A 17,393-nucleotide genomic window follows, 5' to 3' on the forward strand; every position below is an offset into this window, starting at 1 on the left:
CTTATAGTTACACGAAAGCCAACACAGCTTTCATGCCTTATAATTATAAAATCTAAAACCTCGTACTTTTAAACCCTCATGAGTCTCCAAAGAAGTATCAAACTCTTCACGTTTTGGTCCATACCCTGTCAAATCAAGCCACTTAAAAGTCTTTATACGCTGATCAAAACGAGTTTGATTTGAATAATTAGCCATATGAGGGTTCATGAATTGCGATTTTAAATAAAGGGGGTGAGCAGGAAACCTTTCACCATATTCAAAAAAATCGATCTCCTGTTCTCTCATTTTTATCTTTATTCTCTCCACGAGAAGGGGGAGGGGGGATTCCCAGAAATCTTCATATCGCATCAGAGAAACTTTACCGGAGTTGATATGGATTTTTATAAGATCTACCCCCTCCAAATCACCATAGAGTTGAGTGGCACAGCCAACATAAATGCGTAATACTGTCGGAAGCTGTGACAAGTAAGACTGGTGAAAGGTAAACGCTTTCTCCTCCAACAATCCAACCTCTAATCCAGCATAGGTATCCCGACACGCTTCAGCTATAGTAGTTGTTCGGCCCACCGAGAACAGAACTTCCCTCGCTTCCTGAATGGCATTAGTGTATTTTCCCCAAAAGTTCTTAATATCTCGCTTTAACCCCATCGGCATTTTTGAATAAGCTTTTCTTTGCTTAAAAAGTCCAAGGGAAAAATATACTAAAAGATCATCTTGTCTTGCCTTAGCGGCATCAGCAAGAATGCTTTCATCATGAAAGCTCAACAAAAATTGAAAAGCCTTGTTGTGAGAGCCACATAAAGTGCGGAGACTTTCAGATTCTGTGAACTCGTTAGCATCAACAGGCATGCGACCAAGCTCCAAACTTTTATCCCAAAAATCATCAAGAATCTTATTGTTCAACTCATAAAAAGCCCTCTGCTTAACTTTAAGCCGTTCGGTATCGCCAATATATGATAATCTTTTCCAATTTCTCTTTACTTTTTCACGCTCTACAAGGAACTTTTGCTCTTCAATTTTATCTCTAAAAATATAAAAGACACCTGGCCCTACAGCTATTGCAGCCTCAGAAAGTACACCTTCCAGATAATTTCTGAATTCTTGTTGGCCATAGTATTTTTGAAATGTATTCCGTGAGGTTATTACCCCATCGCCATGTTTCTGGTAGCGACACGTTATACTTTCTCCACCCAACATAACAGCAATAACTAAAAGCTTGTGTGCGTGTTGATAGGCCTTCTCCAAGGTTTCTCTTCTTTCTTGTTGATCCTCAATGACATTGATAACAAAACCTAGATTGACAATATCAGATGATACTACCTGCTCCTCAGGGAAATACACCGGATCCCAACCCTTCGCATAGAGGCCATGTTGATTTAAAATTCTTATATCATCTCCTTTACCACAGCCATAATCTAACACTGAATACTGACCTGAAAGGTATCCATTACGGTATAAGCTCTGCATCGGAGAAGAAAGACTGTATCGGTCAATAGCCGTTCTATGTCTTTCGATTTCCTTTTGGGGCACATCGCTTGAAACTCTTTTTTTCGTAAGGTGCCCTTCTATCAGTTCATACCCCTTAGCTGCGATAACATCTTCCCACCCTTTCTTAAAACCTATAGTGCGTGGAGATTCATACAAGCCTGCTTCTTCACCTTCTTTTGTTAATTGTTTAAATTCCCCAACTGCATGATGATCTGGAGCCAGGAACATCTCCTTTCGATGTAATATTGGTGGGTTTTTTGAATTTTTATAACTTCGTTTTTGAAATATATTTTCTTTTAAATCGAACAAATAACTTACAGATAGCTCTGGGTATGATTCTGAAAAGAAACTTGGGTAGTTAAGTAAAGAAAACCTAAAAGTCTTTTTTGAAATTTTTATTACATTCCAGTCAATCCCCTTCAAGTCAAACTCGTCAATTTTTTCATAAACAAATCGAAACAGTTCAATTGAAACATTTTTGAGTGCTGACTCATGAAGATAAATCGCATCAGGGAGCTTTTTCCCAAGTGATATACTTCTTGTTATGCTTTGAAATTTTTCACAATCCATGCCTTGTATTCCATTGCATTATTGATCCAATCTAACAGAACATTTTTTCACATGCAGTAATGTGGAACCTTCATACCACACACCATTATGCTTACCCATTAACAAGTTTCTTCCGCAAAAGTGATAGCCGCTAGTCGCTTCTTTTCTATATCTCGTAACAGCTTTATTTGAGTATTGATTTCATCCTCATTTGTAAGAATGATATGCTGTTCCTTTGCTGGCTTTTTTTCATGACCCTTGGTGAGATTCAATCTTTTCTGAAAGTAAAAATGAAAAGCTGCCTTAACCTCAACTTCTGCCACTCCATTGACCATATTATAATCGCGCTCAATGAGTTTCTTTTGGCTTGGTGTCAAATCAGGATGTGTGGTAATTCGATATGATACGGAGTTGTGCCATAAAAAATCATTTGAGTGATCAATGGACTCCATGCGGATATCTCCCACTGACAGAATTCGTCCCAGATTAAAGTCCCTGTACTCCTTGTTATTATGACATAGAGAACGTACATGCCACCTATGCTCTGCAAAACCAAGTGCATGAGGTGAAATCCATCTCTTAGCAGGTTTAGGGCTATTCATTGATTGATATTCAATCATTATGGAATGGTGGGAATGCAAGCAACTAAGAATAGCCTTTAAAATAGGCGTTTCTATCATTCTTTCCAGGTTTGGCAACTGGTATGCCGGGGGGATTTTGCCACAAGAAAAAACTCCTTTTGTCTTGTCACGTAGCGCTATTAACAAACGTGATAGATAGGATTGACTGTTGAAAGATACGAAAAAAGGATCAAACCCTTCAGCCGCAATATACTGCTTCATCCTCTTATCATAGTAAAGATTAGAGGGAGCTTTCTCCTGGTAAAGCTTCAGATCTTTAGTAGATTGCGGGGTAGAAATGTCAAAATAATCAATAAGATCTCCACGGCTAATCTTCTCTTCCCAGGCTAATCGAGACTCGATAAACTCAAGTCTTTTTCGTACATTCCACTTCATTCCATACCTACCAAATAGTTATTTTTTAGTTGCAATGGTTTTAGTATCATATTTTTTAATACTTGTATAGGACCGACATTTACAATTATTTATTATCTCATGACAATACCCGACAAGGATATATAATATCCTACTGAATTCACAAATGAGAATGATAATTATGCGGACATTCTTCATGACAACATTATGGCCAGTCTGACAGTGTCCCAAAAAGTAAACTTTGTGAGACGTTTTAATTGACTAGTCTCAATAAATGTCTCAGAATGCATTTCTCAAATCGTCTAAGAGTATTTGCGACTAATCTGATTCGGAGGAAATGGGATGGCACTGGTCGGGTATGCACGAGTAAGTTCAATTGGACAAAGTCTAGATGTGCAAATGGATATGCTCCAGCACTGTGATAAAGTTTTCAAAGAGAAAAAAAGCGGTTCTTCTGACAAGCGACCAAGATTGAAAGCCTGCCTCGAGTATGTAAGGGAAGGGGATACGCTCGTCGTTACCCGTCTTGACAGACTTGCTCGCTCAACGCTTCACCTGTGCCAAATAGCAGACGAACTACAAAAAAAAGACGTGAACCTTCAGGTTTTATCACAAAACATTAACACCGGTGATGCCACCGGCAGGTTACTTTTCAACATGCTTGGAGCTATATCACAATTTGAAACAGAGATTCGTGCTGAACGACAGATGGATGGAATTCTCAAGGCAAAAGAAAAAGGGGTTAGCTTTGGGCGAAAAAAGAAATTGACCCAGGACCAGATTCAGCAACTACATAAGAGACGAGCAAGTGGGGAACTGATTAAAACATTGATGAAGGAATACGATCTATCCAAAGCTAGTATCTATCGTTACCTTTCCTCCCAAACTGGATGATCTAGATCAAGTGCCTCCATAAAATCTTCCACGAACTATCACTTGATTTGAATGGGAAAGAGAGATAGGCTAATATCCTCAGTAGACAAATTGTTATCTTTTTGTCTATTTTTAAATTAATCTTTTTATACATCCAGAACAGCCATGAAAACTATCTCTTTCGTCTCCCAAAAGGGCGGCGTTGGCAAAAGCACCCTGGCCCTCGCAACCGCCTATGAGGCATCCAAAAGTGGATTATCTGTGAAGGTCGCCGACATGGACACCCAGCAAGGTACCCTTTCCGACCTCCATCGGCAGCGCCTCAACAACGGTATCTCTTCCATTGGCTCTGTTGAAATCTTTGCGACGATCAATGATCTCAAAAAATCTGTGACAAATAGCGATTATGATTTCCTGATTATTGACGGTACTCCTAGAGCCAGTAAAGGTACTCTCGCTGCCGGAAAAATATCCGACCTCATTGTATTGCCTTGTTGTTCAAGCAGGGCTGATCTTATCCCCACCATCAAGCTTGGGCACGAGCTGGTTAAAAATCAGATACCTCGCCGCAATATTGTCTTCGCTTTGTCCAGGGTCAACACAGCGTCAGAAATCGAAGATGCAAGGGAGTTCATCACCGAATCCGGTTTTAAAGTGCTTGATGGCTGTGTTTTTGAAAAACCTGGTTACAGACAAGCTCAGAACGATGGCTACGCTTTGACGGAGACAAAATGGAAAAGCCTCAACAATAAGGCAAACATTGTTTTGGAAAGCATCTTAACCAACTTACTGAGCGAGTAGGATAATGGCAGATTTCAGCAAAATAAAGCAGACCAGGAAAAGCCGTTTCGGAGATGCGCCCTCACCAGAGGAGAATGATAATAACCTCGATGCGCCGGAGACAGCCCCTGCACGTAAACCAAGAAATAAAACAGGACGAACGGTGCCATTTGCTACCAAAGTTACCGCTGAGTTTGATGAAGAATTCAGGCGCATCGCATTCTTTGGCAAAATGAAAAAGGTCGAACTACTTGAAAAAGCGTTAGAAGCCTACAAGAAAGCGAACAACATCGAATAGATAAATTTATATCTTTTTATCTATTATTCATTTTATCTTTTTCCCTATTTATACTATAGTACAATGATAAAGAACACAGCGATATATCTATCAGCAAGGACATTTGGTCCTGGGAAAAGGATAAAAAATGGACTGCCACAAATACGCATATTATGTGTGCATCATCCCTGACCGAAACAAAAAAGCGTTCTATGAGCTTTTCGCAGGGAAAGACCTTTTTGGCTTTATCCTGATCAGGAGATGGGGAAGGATTGGTACCAGAGGGCAGCCAGGGAAAAAGCAACGTTTTCTCGAGGAAACGGGAATGCTGAAGGAATATGAGCGAGTACACCAGGAACGGATAAAACGTGGGTACCTGGAGGTGAACCAAACCTTCCATGAGATTATGAACCAGAAAGCAGATGACTCTGTTTCTCACCCATAGCAGAAAATTTCACTTTTCAACCAAACACAATCAGGAGAAAGACATGAACAAGAAAGAGCTGATCGATTATATTGCGGACAACGCCGGACTTGAAAAGAAACAAGCGGCAGCAGCCCTGGATGCAACACTCAAAGGCATTACCGAATCGTTGGGCAGAAAGGACAAGGTCACCCTTATCGGTTTTGGCACCTTCTCAACATCAGAGAGAGCTGAGAGGCAGGGAAAAAATCCGCAGAACGGCAAGGCAATGACAATTCCAGCCAAGACAGTTGTCAAATTCAAGGCGGGAAAGGCTTTGGGTGATGAGGTTAATGCTTAATCCCTTCTAGCCGTTATGAGTTTTCAATTAGCCGCGATCAACACTCCCTATGATCGCGGCCTTCTTTTCTGGCCAATTATTGCCAGAGGCTGTTCATCACCTCAGGTGCTCTTGAAATAATATCCTCTTTCCTATACGTACAAAACCACCCCCTGTAGTTTACGTTTTCTCAACTATGCGGCACAATATGCCGCACACAAGATATATTGCAAACCTCGCTAAAAATTGATAGTTTACAGCTCTAGCTTTTTTACGGCGCTATTCGCCGCAAATACACAAATAAGCAAACTATGACAAAGTCACGCTATAAAGCAGAGCTTGAAAAACTCTTACCATTTGGCATGGTTGCCACCAAACAGTGGCTGACAAGCAAAGGGATAAGCAGACATTTCCTGGATAATGGCGTAAAAAGCGGCAGCATAATCTCCATAACACCGGGATTGTATTGCAGAGCAGGTATACCGATAACCTGGGAAGGAGTTGTAACTTCTCTTCAGACAATGTCCGAGTGGCCTGTGCATGTAGGTGGCATCTCTTCGCTGGAGTTGTCAGGTTTCGCCCATTATCTCACTCCCCAAGGAAAGAAACTAATCCATCTCTTTTCTGAAGAAAAACTACCGACATGGCTTAACAGAGTTTCGTCCAAATATGAATTCCGCCACCATACTGCCAAGAAAATATGGTTACCAGGTGTGATGGAAAATTCAAAAGTTATAAAAGAACACAGTTGGCGGGAGGATCTGCCCTCTTTTTGCGCTTCAAGCCCTGAAAAAGGGTACCTGGAAATGCTGATGGACGTTCCAGGAACAATCAGCTTCGAACACGCAGATGAGATAATGCAGGGACTAACGAACTTGTCTCCCAACAGGTTGAATCTCTTGCTATCATCCTGCTGTCATGTGAAGGTCAAGAGACTGTTTTTCTGGTTTGGAAGAAGGCACAATTACAGATGGTATCAGAAAATAACACCGAATGATTTTGATCTGGGTAGCGGTAAAAGGGTCGTTGCACCAGGTGGCAAACTTGACACTGAGTTCCTGATAACGGTCCCGGAGAGTATGCATGGATAGGGCTTCAACATATTATAAGCAGGTACAGTTACTCATTCAGATCCTTCCAATCATCGCGGAGGAAGACTGTTTTGCACTGAAGGGTGGGACAGCAATCAACCTGTTTGAAAAAAATCTCCCACGCCTGTCAGTCGATATCGATCTGGTTTTTCTTCCAGTATTAGACAGAAAAGCTTCGCTGACTGAAATTTCTACGGCCTTAGCCAGGATTGCAAAAGAAATAAGAGAAACCTGGAGCGAAGCCCGTGTAGTTGAGGCCTTCCAAGATAAACAGGATGCATTACGGCTTATCGTCTCCAGAAATGGTGTTCAGGTTAAAATTGAATTGTCACCTGTTTTGCGTGGAACTGTTTACGAGCCGGAAATGAGAAGCGTCTGCGACAAGGTTGAAGATGAGTTCGGGTTTGCAGAGATACAAGTGGTCCACCCTGCCGACCTCTATGCCGGGAAAATATGTGCAGCGCTTGATCGCCAGCACCCGAGAGACCTTTACGACATCTTGTTGCTTCTGGACGATACTGGGATTAACGAGGAGTTACGAAGAGCTTTCATTGTCTATCTCATAAGCCATCCAAGACCAATCTCAGAACTCCTGCAGCCAGGCTTAAAGGACATCTCGGGCACCTATTATGGCGAGTTTGAGCATATGACGGAAGAACAAGTAACTAAAGATAGGCTGGAGGAGGGTTTGAAGCAGCTTATTACAACTATTAATTCCGGTCTCACTGAAAATGAACGTCAATTTCTGCTGAGTTTCAAACAGAATAAACCTGATTGGGAGCTGCTTGGATTACCCGGGATTAAAGAGTTGCCGGCAGTAAAATGGAAACAGCAAAACCTGGGCAAGATGCCTGCTGAAAAGCACAAAACTGCTTTGGAAAAGCTGCAATCCGTATTGTATGACGAGAGGTGGTTATCAAAATGACCAGGCCAAGGAAGATGTCCCCCGAATCCAAGCTAACAGCACAACCGTTAATTGAGATTGCTCGTAAGCATTTCGTGCAGGATCTTTCCGGTGCAGCCATTCCCGGCAGTCGAATCAACAATATATTGAAACAGGTAGAGTCTGGATCTCCACTCTCCAACTTTACCCTCCAATATCTACAGAAAAACGGATTTCTCGCTTTGTTGAGTTATGTGAAAAATGAGATTTCCTTCGTTGATTTTCAAAAAGCTGCAAAACCGGAACAGGCCAAGCGTCAGGAGCTCACGAAAGACAAAATATCGTGGGAAGAGGCAGAAAGAAGGAAGAAAAGAGAGGCCCTGCTCGCTAAAGCCAGGCAAGAGCAAGAACGTGCTGCCGCAAGGAGACGGGCCTATGAAAATGACCCTAAAACCATCGCCAAGCGGAAGCAAAATAAACTCCGGGCCAGGTATAACCTGTCATTTTATATTGAAAGAGAACATTTCCCAAGACTCATGAACATTCTTGGGAATGTTGATAGAGGGCTTCGTTTAACGGAAAATGATATCGCCTGGCTCACGACTAAAGACTATGAGTACGAATATTACACAGAAGAACTCAGAGAACGTTACCATGAAAACGAAGCTGAATTCTACGCTAAGGAATTTCAAAAGCGCAGAGATCCATGGTTAGCAGTGAACGCGAGCAGCCACTTCCGCAAATGTCAAAGAGCTGCGGAAGCTGACACCATGTTAAAAACGATCAAGACCTCAAAAATAAATAAAAAGAAGCTGAGGTCTGCCCTTTGCACGACCCATGGCGGGGTTAAACGAGATCTACACAAGTATAACGAAGCGATAACTTTGGGAGAACAAGCACACGAACTCACCCCAAAAGATTTTCGCCCCTGCACATTATTGGGCGCTGTGAATATGGAAATGGGAAATCACAGTATGGGGGAGGCATGGTATGAAAAAGCTATTGAACGTGGCGCCAGTGAGAAATCAGTTGATGACGATCTTCGTAGCATCTTTATGCGTGCGACCTCTGCTAAACGAGAAGAATTACGTGCTTACCTGTTAAAAAAAGATCCTCACCGTTACAGATGGGCAAAAAAGAAATAATAAAGAAAAATGCGGATTGAAAAATCTTCAGGTGAACCGATCGAATCCCTTGCAGACTGGGCTCACCTGTATGATTCCACTAAAACGGCACATCAATGGAAAGTTGGTCGGAGTGCCCACGCAATTGCAGATTTTGTTTTGCATCATGATGGGTGCAATATACTCCAAAGTCGTGCAAGCAGTGCAATAGGACAAGACATTGTACTTGATCGTGTTGTCCCTGAGTATGAAGTCCGGTTCGATTATTTCGGCCGAGGGCGAGTACATGATTTGGCAATGTTCGGAAAAGCCCAAAATGGCCAAACCGTTTTTGTCGGTGTTGAAGCAAAAGTTGATGAGACCTTCGGCCCCACAGTACATGACTATTATTTGGCAGCAAAAGCCAAACAGATAACCGGCATCTCGACAAATGCCCCAAAGAGAGTTGAGCAGCTGCTATCAATGCATTTCACGGAACCTAACGTTTCTATGTTTGATGTTCGCTATCAGCTCTTGTATGCAACCGCAGGTACGTTGGCTGCAGGGGCTGATATATCCATTTTATACGTGGCAGTATTTTTGACCAACCTATACGACGAAACAATTGGAGAAAGTAACCATCGAGATTATTTGAACTTTATGTCAGATATAGGTGCCACCCCTCACGCTTCAGATCAAAGTAGGGAAGATATGAGTGTTCATAAGGCTGTTTTGCAGGGTGAGATTCTGACCTGTATACATGAGCACTTCCAGCAGTGAATTTGTTTTCTTACTGGCCATAAAAAAAGCCGCCTCCCCGAAGGAAAGCGGCTGGTAGTCTAAGGGTATCAGGAATCAGATAAGCCCCTATGCGATTTCTTTGGCGAGTTTCCCCATTTCCTGAGTCAGCACCCAGAGGGCCTGATTCAGCTTGAGGTTCTTATCCAGGGCTTTTACCGGCCTGGTTGTAACCCTGCGCCTTCTGCCGTTTGCACCGATTTTTGCTCCACGAAGACCGCCATCGATGATATTCGATTGAACCACGTTAAAGACACTCCAGACATCACTTCCTTCGTCCTCGTACCTTCGTGTTTTCAAAAGATCATCAGGCTGAATGGGAGCTTCATCCGGCTCGTCGTAAACCAGCTTATGGGCTGATTTGGCAAAGATACTTTTCGCCTGTGGTATGAGCTCAATCTGTTTCAGCTCATCCATCTGCAAAGCGATGTCACCGGCAGAACCTGCAATCTGTACAGCGGACTGCATGAAGTCATCCGGGTTGAACCCGATATGTTTGTGGCTGAAGTTAGCATATTCATCACCAACTACCAGCCCATTACTGCACACGAACCTGTAAATCCCTGCCATCAGTTTGAACGAGCAACCTCGATCATGGCTATTGTAGAGAAGAAGGTCGATACGTTCATCACGCATTATCAAATCCGGTTTCGCAAATCGGATCAGATGCTTTTGGTAACCATCACGAGCCCGTTTCCTCACTCCTGACTGCGAAGCAAAGATAGGCTGCCATCCTACTTCCCGGAGCAGGTCTATGGCCTTCACCGTAGGAACAAAGGAATACTTGGAAGAAACACCCTCCATGGGTTCCCAGGCTCCGGCGGCTGGTGCCATTTCGATGATATCGTCGTTTGAAAGGATAGAAATATTTCGTGTCATGGTCCTATCTCCTGTTATTGAAATAGAGACAGAGGCAGGACACACCTCCCCCACCGGGGCTGTATGTTGCCCCTGTTGAGGGATATCGGAACAGGCGTCTCCGCTGAACCGATAGGTTTCTATGTTTGGTCAGTCAATTATCTTCTCATTTTCATCACACACCCAATACCAATCCTCGGCGAGAGCCCGCGCTTCTTCTGGTGAAAGAGAGCTTCCATGAAGTCTCTCCATAGCCTTAGAGATGAGCACCTCTCGTTGCTCCTTTCGGCTTCAAAGGTGGTATATGGTTGAGAAAAGGCGCCTTGCAGATTGTCGCCTACTCGATAATGCTCTGATTGAGGAATTTCATTTATTTTGGTTTCACTCATCATATTGCCTCTTTGAAAATCCATGTTGCAATCAGCTCTATAGCCTGGTCCCTGGTGACTACCTGGAACCGACCACCATTTTCCGACATTTTACCGGCAATGAAGCTGGCCTTTTCGGTGCCTGCCAAGACAAGCCAGTCCATAACGTGCTTGCTCATGTTCCTGGCAGAACGCTGACAAATAGTGGTTACGTATGCTGTACGGATTAAAAGGACTTCCCCGTGTACTTCGTTGAGCAGCTGGTCGCTGACCATATCCTGGGGTTTATCGGCGATAAGTGGATAGATAACGTCTGCTGTTTGCATATCTTGCCTCCATGAATAAAAAAGGGGCAAGACTCCCCACCGGGGCAGAATTGCCCCTGGTGAAAGGGAAAAATCAGTTTAACAAGCCATGATCGGCAAAGGACGTGACCTGATTGCCGACAACCAGGTGATCAAGCACCCGCACCCGTAATGGCTCCAGAAGCTCTTTGAGCTTTTTGGTTAACTCAATATCCTCTTTGCTCGGTGTTGGTTCTCCGGAAGGATGATTGTGCGCAAAAATCACTGCAGCTGCATCATTACGAAATGCAGCTTTCACAACCTCTCTCGGGTAAACAGCATTTACGTTGATCGTCCCGAAGCAAATCTCCTCATAGGCGATGACGGAATGTGAGGACGACAAGAACAGGCAGGCAAAAACCTCCACCTGGTATTGCCGCATTCTCCATTCCATGGCCTGGATCGCATCATGGGAAGAATTGATCCGTTCTCTTTGTTCGAGTCGGGAGATGCAGATGCTATTTGCTTCTGCAAAGATCCTGTCTTCAGGGGCCTGGCTGTATTGGCCGTCTTTTTCTTTGATATAGAGCATTGGTTGGTCCTCAAAATAGAAAAGGGGAACCAATGCCCTGTCAGGGAAATATGATTCCCCTGGTTTATGGGATTATGCCGCGCTTTGTGATCGAACCTCGGCCAGCAGATAGCAATTGGATTGCTTTGGTCGATAGATCCGGATCGGTTTCTTGTTGATCTCTCCACAACCCTGCCTGTCGTACCAACCGACTTTGCGCCCATGCCAGAAGACGTTGCCGTCCCGGAGGTCAAAGCGGTTACGGTTAACATAAACAATGGCACCGCTGTTGCGGATCTGCACCCTGCCACGGACAACATACTCGTGGGTAACCGAGGTACTGCCATCTGCAGTGGTCATGGTGGTTGTGGTTTGAATAGTCGTTGTGGTGGTTTCTACCACTTCCTGATCTCCATCCAGGGCAAGGCCGGCAACAAGTGATTGCTGCTTGTACCTGGTCCAGGCATCGGTCATGCTCTCGGTGGACTGTTGACCGGTTAACGCCTTGGCCAACTCATACACCATGGAGTTTTCCGATTTTGACAATGCTGCGAGCCCCTGGTCGGACAGCTCACCTTCCACGGCAAGAGACGTCTCCATCTTTTGCGCCATAAGCGAAAGGGCCTGATCCTGCATGGTGGCTGCATACGCCATAAAAAACACCCGAACCGGTTTGTCCTGACCGATCCGCCAGGATCTCCGGCTCGCCTGCCTGAGTGTAAACACAGAATATCCGCACTGGAAAAAGACGATGGTCGGAAATTCCAACAGATCCAAACCGGTTTTCACCAGGTTGGGATTGGCAAGCAGGCAGTCATACAGCCCTGTTGCCGTCTGCACCTTCAACCACTCTTCGCGGTGCTCAGGTTTTACAGCCTGGCTGCGAAGCACCAGGGGAGAAATGCCGTGTTTTGTGAGTTTTTCAGTTAGTGTTGGGAGAAGGTCTCTTGTACCGGTATGTTCCAGAAAGACAGCCGTCTTGCGTCCTTCCTGCTTCTCAGCCTGAAGGATTTTTATCAGGTGTTCCTCCTTGGGTAACAGGTCGATATCGAGGGGATCGGCATAACCGACAACCTCCTCAACCCCGTTTTGTTCCAGGGTGACGCACTCCGCATTCCGGCAACCATCAGGGTAGGCAAGCAGAGCCTGCAACATCTTCCCCAGTAACCGCATATCCCCCTTGGCCAAAGCCTTGTGTGTAGCGGAGATAAGGTCGTCAGATAACCGGTAGTACTCTTCCTGTTGTTTACCAACCATTTCCACCGGCACAATGATCTCATCGTAATCCGGCAGCTCGTCACTAATGTCGTTCAGCCGTACAAAGGCAGACCGTTCCAATAACAGGTCCGGGAGAAGAAGCGGGGAAACCCCGGGGGATTCCTTCACCCTGGAGCGACCAATTTTCCGACCTATACTCGCCGCATTCAGACTGGCGGCAATATCCTCGCTGTCGTAGGTCCGCTCGATAACTCCATAGCGTTCCGCAAACTGCATTGCCCTACCGTATTGAAAACCGTCCTGTACCATTCTGGCCGGGAACATCCGCCAGAGGATGTAGTACAAATCGCGGCCATACCCTCCCATCAAAGTCCCAGTCAAAGACAAGACCTTACGGGCACGTGTAGTAAGGCAGCTCATGGCCTGGCCCTGGGCGGTCCCTCCACCCTTCAGCTCATGCATTTCGTCCAAAATGAGCAGGTCAAAGAATCCTTTAGGCAAGTACCTTTTTATGAACTCAGCCTTGGCATAACGCCGCACCTTATCCCGGTCTGCAGACCACATTCGAGCCTGGCAATGCTCACACACCGGGGTCTGATCATTACCTTTGTACTCAACGGGGTTTCCGCACTCCGGGCAGGATTCGATGCCGCCACGACGAAAGACTGTCTGTTTTTTTCGTTGGAAATGAAGTTTTGCCCGTTCCTTGCCGATTACCCACACCTCTATTCCAACAGGCTTTTTCACTTCCTGCTTATGGGCGATAAGGCTGGACAGGCTCTTGTCGTTGAGATTAATGCAGACAACGTTTGGAATTGTCTGCTGAGCTTCCCTGATCCACTTCTTGACCAGATGACCTGGGGCCTGGATGCAGATACGCTTTTCAGGCTTTGGGTCCAAATAGGCTACGGCAAGTCCCATCAGAGATTTACCGGTCCCCATCTCCCCGACTAGGGTGGCTGCTTTGTAATCTTCCTTATACAGTGATCTTGCCACCGGCAAAATGCCCCGCTGAGTTTGTGACTCAAACGGAGGGCGGACAAGATTTTTCAGTTTTTCCCTGGCTACCTGATCCCAGTCATCCTCAGACTTCGGATTATAAACCGGGTCCATATTCTCGATGACCTGGGCTTTGAGAACATCTCCCCAGTCATCGAGGAAATCAGCCAGTTTAATGGCTTTTTGTTCCTCCTGTCCTGCAGGAGTTTCCACATCTATCATTGTTTATCCTCTTTGGTTACAGAGAAGATAAACAATGCTCCCGCCAGGGGAGTGTTCATCTCCCCCTTATCAGGAAACTTGTTAATCGAGATACTTCAGCTTTATCCCTTCCAGTATCTGTTCTTCCAGCCTGGCATCATCGGGCCACTTGATGAGGTATGCTTCCTGGAGATCACCACCCCCGAAGGAGTAGAGTTTTTCAGGTTCCAGGACCTCATCCCACAGCCAGCTCTGCCACTCAGGTTTAAGCGGAATACTTGTAGCAGCATCAAAGCTCAAAAAAGCCCGGTCCTGAACAGTGGACAGGTTCGAGCCAAAAACGATGGTTGCGGTTTGCTTCTTTTCCAGGAAATAGCCGGTTGTTATCAGGATCTTGTTCACCGTGTTACCGACCTTGCGGTTCCGATATGTGCGGATGTTTCCAGTGGAAAATGAAAGTTCCAACGCAGGATCCTCATTCTGATTTACCCGGCAAGACTCCCCGCCGAACAAAACAGCTGATGTCGCCTGAACATGGGAAGGTGATCCGATAATGCTGAAAAGAAACGCCTGGAGTTCACCACCGATCCGCCGAGCGATCAAGGCGTCACAATAGGTGAGGTATCCAACGCATTTCACGGTGAGATAGTTCATAAGCCCTCCTTACTGAATGGTGAAAATTTCGGCTACCTGCAGGTCAATGACCTTCACCGTCGGTTTGTACTGATCCCTGGTCGTGATCGTTCCTTTGCCGGTGCCGTCACCACTTGATTTGACGATCTCTTCCGACTTATCAACCACGCCCTTTATCACCAGCTGTCGACCGTCTTTTTGGACAGCGCCATTCATATAGCCACCGGCCAACATCAAGGCCATGTGACCATTTTCCAGAGGGTTCAATGGACGAATATGATTGTTTTTCCTTGGAGCCAGCTCACTGAGAACGGTTGACATAATCCCGGCCTTCCTGATGAGCGGTATTGCCTCCAGAGGATCTACTTTTGTACCTTGAAACGTTTTTAACGGACCCTGTGCTGCAGGAACTGTGATTTCCGGCATCTCCTCCAGGGGAGGGGCTGCAGAAAGAAAGAATTCCGGCAACAGGGTCGCAAACTTTTCAAGGTATTCCTGGGTATCTTGAGCTTCATTTTTCGGGATCAGTTTCCGTTTACGGCCGATAACTACGCACTGCTTGAATCCCCCGAAATCACTTTCAGGAAAACTGAAAACCTGCACATCCCTGAAATACCGGGACAGCGGTTTCGCGCAGTGTTTCAGCACGTAATACGGGATGACGAACAGCAGGTATCCATCCTGTACCAGGTTTCCCATATACTTCCTGAGAAACTGCTCCTCCAGACGCTTTTCCTTACCATCTGCGGCAAGGGCGGTGTCATAGGGAGGGTTGAGGTACAGCAGGTTGAAACTCACCGGGCTGATACGAACTTCTGTCAACGCATCACCCCAGATGACTTTATGCAGCCTGGTTCGTGATTTCTGAGCCCGCTCGTGGTCAAGTTCTATTCCATAGGTGACTCCATCGGCCCCCAGCCGGCAAAGGGTTTTAGCTTTACCGCAACAGGGATCGAGTAGCCGTGCACCTTCTTCTATTTCGAGTTTTGATGAGAGCAGGTCGCATACCTTATCCGGAGTCGGATAAAAACCTGCTTTTGCCTGGGATGCGAGTCTTGCCATATCTTCTCCTCACTGAAAAGAGTTGAAAATCAGAGATGAGAAAACCCGGCTACGCCTAAGGCATGGTTCCGGGTTTTCTTTTTCTTCTTGGAATGATCAGCTTTTAGAACGGCACATCATCCTGGTAGCTCGGGGGCGCTTCATTCCCGGAGTTCCCATTGCCGCCTTCTGCATTACCAAGCATCTCCATTTCTTTGGCATGGATCTCTGTGATATAGCGCTCTACATTGTTTCGATCCGTCCACTTGCGGGTTTTATTCTTTCCCTCGATGTAGACTTTTGAGCCTTTAGCAAGATACTCGGCACAAATATTGGCCAGGCTTCCCCAAGCGACGATCCTGTGCCACTCGGTTTTTTCCTGCTTGTTTCCCTGTCCATCCTTCCAGCGCTCAGTGGTAGCCACGGAAAATGAGCATACATGGGTGCCGTTTGCGTCTCGAAGTTCAGGGTCGTTGCCGAGATTGCCAATCAAAGTTGTTTTTTGCATGATGATTCTCCTTGTAGATAAAATGGTGCCAGGAGAACAGTGCCCCACCGCGGGGAAAAGGCTCCCCTGGTCGGGTTGGGTAAGAATTAGTTCGTTGGGCTTACTTCTTGTGGAGCCCTCTTTATATCCAGAAAGGAAAAAGAGGAAGGCTCCTGAAACTCAGATATCGACGTGCCGTTATCGGATAGAAATTGACCGAGGCTGGTCATGTCCAGATTTTGACGTGTACGGGTTGTTTTTTTGAGGAGATAGCCACCGGCTCTGAAATTTCCCCTGCCATTAACCATCGTGAGCAGTATCTTTTTCTGGGTAGCAACTTTCTCCTTATATTTCTTTTCCAGTTCCCTGAGCTCCTGAAATTCTGTGATGTAATCATCCATTTCAGGGATATCATCCGCTGCAAACCGGGGGCATGTCCTGATATGGTTACAAAACCCACATAGCGGCCCAGGCTCTGTCTTCAGTTCTGTTTTTTGACCCTTCAAGCTTTGTTGATAGTCTTTCCAGATAGCTTCAGCCCGCGTGATCAGTCCATTATAAAGCGTATCCTGAGGGGTGTAGCCGTTGAAGAAACCAACATCACCTTCGCTCAGGTCAAGGGATAACACCGCGCCTTTGATCATATAGTCAGGGTACTTCTTAGCCAGGGCTCCCATCTGCAGATACAGTTGCGACTCCCATGAGCTGTACGGCTGATCCGGTATCTTTCCGGCTTTTACTTCCAGGATGGATTTTATTTTCTTTTGATGAGCCGTGAATACAAAGTCGATATGCACCAGGGCCGGGAGCTTGTCAGTGGAGATATCCACCTCCACCTGTCGCTCAAAATTACTGAATCCGGCTGCGGTAAACGCTGCGGCAACAATATCTTCGGCCATGTGTCCCCGCTGAAAACGGAGCAGGGTAGTCAGGTCATGTACTTTGGGTGAGATCTTTTCAAGAATTACTTTCCGAGGGCAATATCCAATATCGGATGCACCCAGGTAATTTCGTCTGTCTCCAAGTGTCTCTTCGGTGTGCTGCTTCGAGAGAAGCTGTAAGCTGTTATGCAGGGTATTTCGAATATCCATGTCTGTTCTCCTTAATTGAATCGAGGGAGAACACACGAATATCCCGTTGAGGGAAAAGTGTA

Annotated in this window: 19 protein-coding genes; 9 read left to right on the forward strand and 10 right to left on the reverse strand. The window is 45.6% G+C overall.

All coding sequences use genetic code 11. The features are described from left to right. Positions 1-30: 30 nt before the first annotated feature. Both GA520_RS18740 and GA520_RS18745 read right to left on the reverse strand, forming a co-directional pair. Entirely contained in the window at positions 31-2,058 is a 2,028-nt protein-coding gene (locus tag GA520_RS18740; RefSeq protein ID WP_163338769.1) for a DNA phosphorothioation-associated putative methyltransferase, read from the reverse strand. Between the two features lie 98 nt (positions 2,059-2,156). Beyond that, positions 2,157-3,053, reverse strand: a complete 897-nt coding sequence (locus tag GA520_RS18745) for a WYL domain-containing protein (RefSeq protein WP_163338770.1) — start codon at positions 3,051-3,053, stop codon at positions 2,157-2,159. Between the two features lie 321 nt (positions 3,054-3,374). On the opposite strand from GA520_RS18745, the gene GA520_RS18750 reads away from it, so the two are divergent. The 9 genes from GA520_RS18750 to GA520_RS18790 all read left to right on the forward strand — a co-directional run bounded on the left by GA520_RS18750 (position 3,375) and on the right by GA520_RS18790 (position 9,562). Continuing rightward, positions 3,375-3,926, forward strand: a complete 552-nt coding sequence (locus GA520_RS18750) for a recombinase family protein (RefSeq protein ID WP_163338771.1) — start codon at positions 3,375-3,377, stop codon at positions 3,924-3,926. Positions 3,927-4,070: 144 nt separating this feature from the next. Continuing rightward, positions 4,071-4,706 carry a ParA family protein gene (locus GA520_RS18755; RefSeq protein ID WP_163338772.1) on the forward strand — a complete coding sequence of 212 codons (636 nt, stop codon included), beginning with the start codon at positions 4,071-4,073 and terminating at the stop codon, positions 4,704-4,706. A gap of 4 nt (positions 4,707-4,710) precedes the next feature. After that, on the forward strand, positions 4,711-4,983 hold the full coding sequence (locus tag GA520_RS18760) for a hypothetical protein (RefSeq protein ID WP_163338773.1): 273 nt from the start codon (positions 4,711-4,713) through the stop codon (positions 4,981-4,983). A gap of 127 nt (positions 4,984-5,110) precedes the next feature. Further along, positions 5,111-5,407: a WGR domain-containing protein gene (locus GA520_RS18765; protein ID WP_163338774.1), complete on the forward strand. Its 297-nt coding sequence runs from the start codon at positions 5,111-5,113 to the stop codon at positions 5,405-5,407. A 43-nt stretch (positions 5,408-5,450) separates the two neighbouring features. Then, positions 5,451-5,726, forward strand: coding sequence for an HU family DNA-binding protein (locus tag GA520_RS18770; protein ID WP_240910175.1), 276 nt, complete (start codon positions 5,451-5,453; stop codon positions 5,724-5,726). A gap of 290 nt (positions 5,727-6,016) precedes the next feature. Next, positions 6,017-6,796: a type IV toxin-antitoxin system AbiEi family antitoxin domain-containing protein gene (locus tag GA520_RS18775; protein WP_163338776.1), complete on the forward strand. Its 780-nt coding sequence runs from the start codon at positions 6,017-6,019 to the stop codon at positions 6,794-6,796. Then, positions 6,789-7,721: a nucleotidyl transferase AbiEii/AbiGii toxin family protein gene (locus GA520_RS18780; RefSeq protein WP_163338777.1), complete on the forward strand. Its 933-nt coding sequence runs from the start codon at positions 6,789-6,791 to the stop codon at positions 7,719-7,721. The genes GA520_RS18775 and GA520_RS18780 overlap by 8 nt, the downstream gene beginning before the upstream one ends. Before the next feature lie 14 nt (positions 7,722-7,735). Then, positions 7,736-8,824, forward strand: coding sequence for a hypothetical protein (locus GA520_RS18785; protein ID WP_163338778.1), 1,089 nt, complete (start codon positions 7,736-7,738; stop codon positions 8,822-8,824). Positions 8,825-9,100: 276 nt separating this feature from the next. Further along, positions 9,101-9,562 (forward strand): hypothetical protein, encoded by a 462-nt coding sequence (locus GA520_RS18790; RefSeq protein ID WP_163338779.1) that lies wholly within the window; start codon positions 9,101-9,103, stop codon positions 9,560-9,562. Between the two features lie 87 nt (positions 9,563-9,649). Here the strand turns inward: GA520_RS18790 and GA520_RS18795 are convergent, their stop codons facing one another. The 8 genes from GA520_RS18795 to GA520_RS18830 form a co-directional block, all read right to left on the reverse strand. Continuing rightward, a complete protein-coding gene (locus GA520_RS18795) occupies positions 9,650-10,459 on the reverse strand; it encodes a DUF932 domain-containing protein (protein ID WP_163338780.1) in 810 nt (269 codons plus the stop codon). Positions 10,460-10,826: 367 nt separating this feature from the next. Beyond that, a complete protein-coding gene (locus GA520_RS18800) occupies positions 10,827-11,132 on the reverse strand; it encodes a hypothetical protein (protein ID WP_163338781.1) in 306 nt (101 codons plus the stop codon). A gap of 73 nt (positions 11,133-11,205) precedes the next feature. Beyond that, positions 11,206-11,682 (reverse strand): RadC family protein, encoded by a 477-nt coding sequence (locus GA520_RS18805; RefSeq protein WP_163338782.1) that lies wholly within the window; start codon positions 11,680-11,682, stop codon positions 11,206-11,208. Positions 11,683-11,754: 72 nt separating this feature from the next. After that, entirely contained in the window at positions 11,755-14,100 is a 2,346-nt protein-coding gene (locus tag GA520_RS18810) for a DEAD/DEAH box helicase (protein WP_163338783.1), read from the reverse strand. A gap of 81 nt (positions 14,101-14,181) precedes the next feature. Then, positions 14,182-14,733 (reverse strand): hypothetical protein, encoded by a 552-nt coding sequence (locus tag GA520_RS18815; RefSeq protein ID WP_163338784.1) that lies wholly within the window; start codon positions 14,731-14,733, stop codon positions 14,182-14,184. A gap of 9 nt (positions 14,734-14,742) precedes the next feature. Continuing rightward, complete coding sequence (locus tag GA520_RS18820) at positions 14,743-15,774, reverse strand: DUF6094 domain-containing protein (RefSeq protein WP_163338785.1); 1,032 nt, start codon at positions 15,772-15,774, stop codon at positions 14,743-14,745. 103 nt (positions 15,775-15,877) lie between these two features. Next, complete coding sequence (locus tag GA520_RS18825) at positions 15,878-16,261, reverse strand: single-stranded DNA-binding protein (RefSeq protein WP_205749305.1); 384 nt, start codon at positions 16,259-16,261, stop codon at positions 15,878-15,880. Between the two features lie 86 nt (positions 16,262-16,347). Further along, the gene (locus GA520_RS18830) at positions 16,348-17,331 is read right to left on the reverse strand and encodes a hypothetical protein (RefSeq protein WP_163338786.1); all 984 of its coding nucleotides are present in this window, start codon (positions 17,329-17,331) and stop codon (positions 16,348-16,350) included. Between the last annotated feature and the right edge of the window lie 62 nt (positions 17,332-17,393).

Origin of the sequence: Desulfopila sp. IMCC35008 (assembly GCF_010646885.2) — a bacterium.
In the GTDB taxonomy this organism is placed as follows: domain Bacteria; phylum Desulfobacterota; class Desulfobulbia; order Desulfobulbales; family Desulfocapsaceae; genus Desulfopila.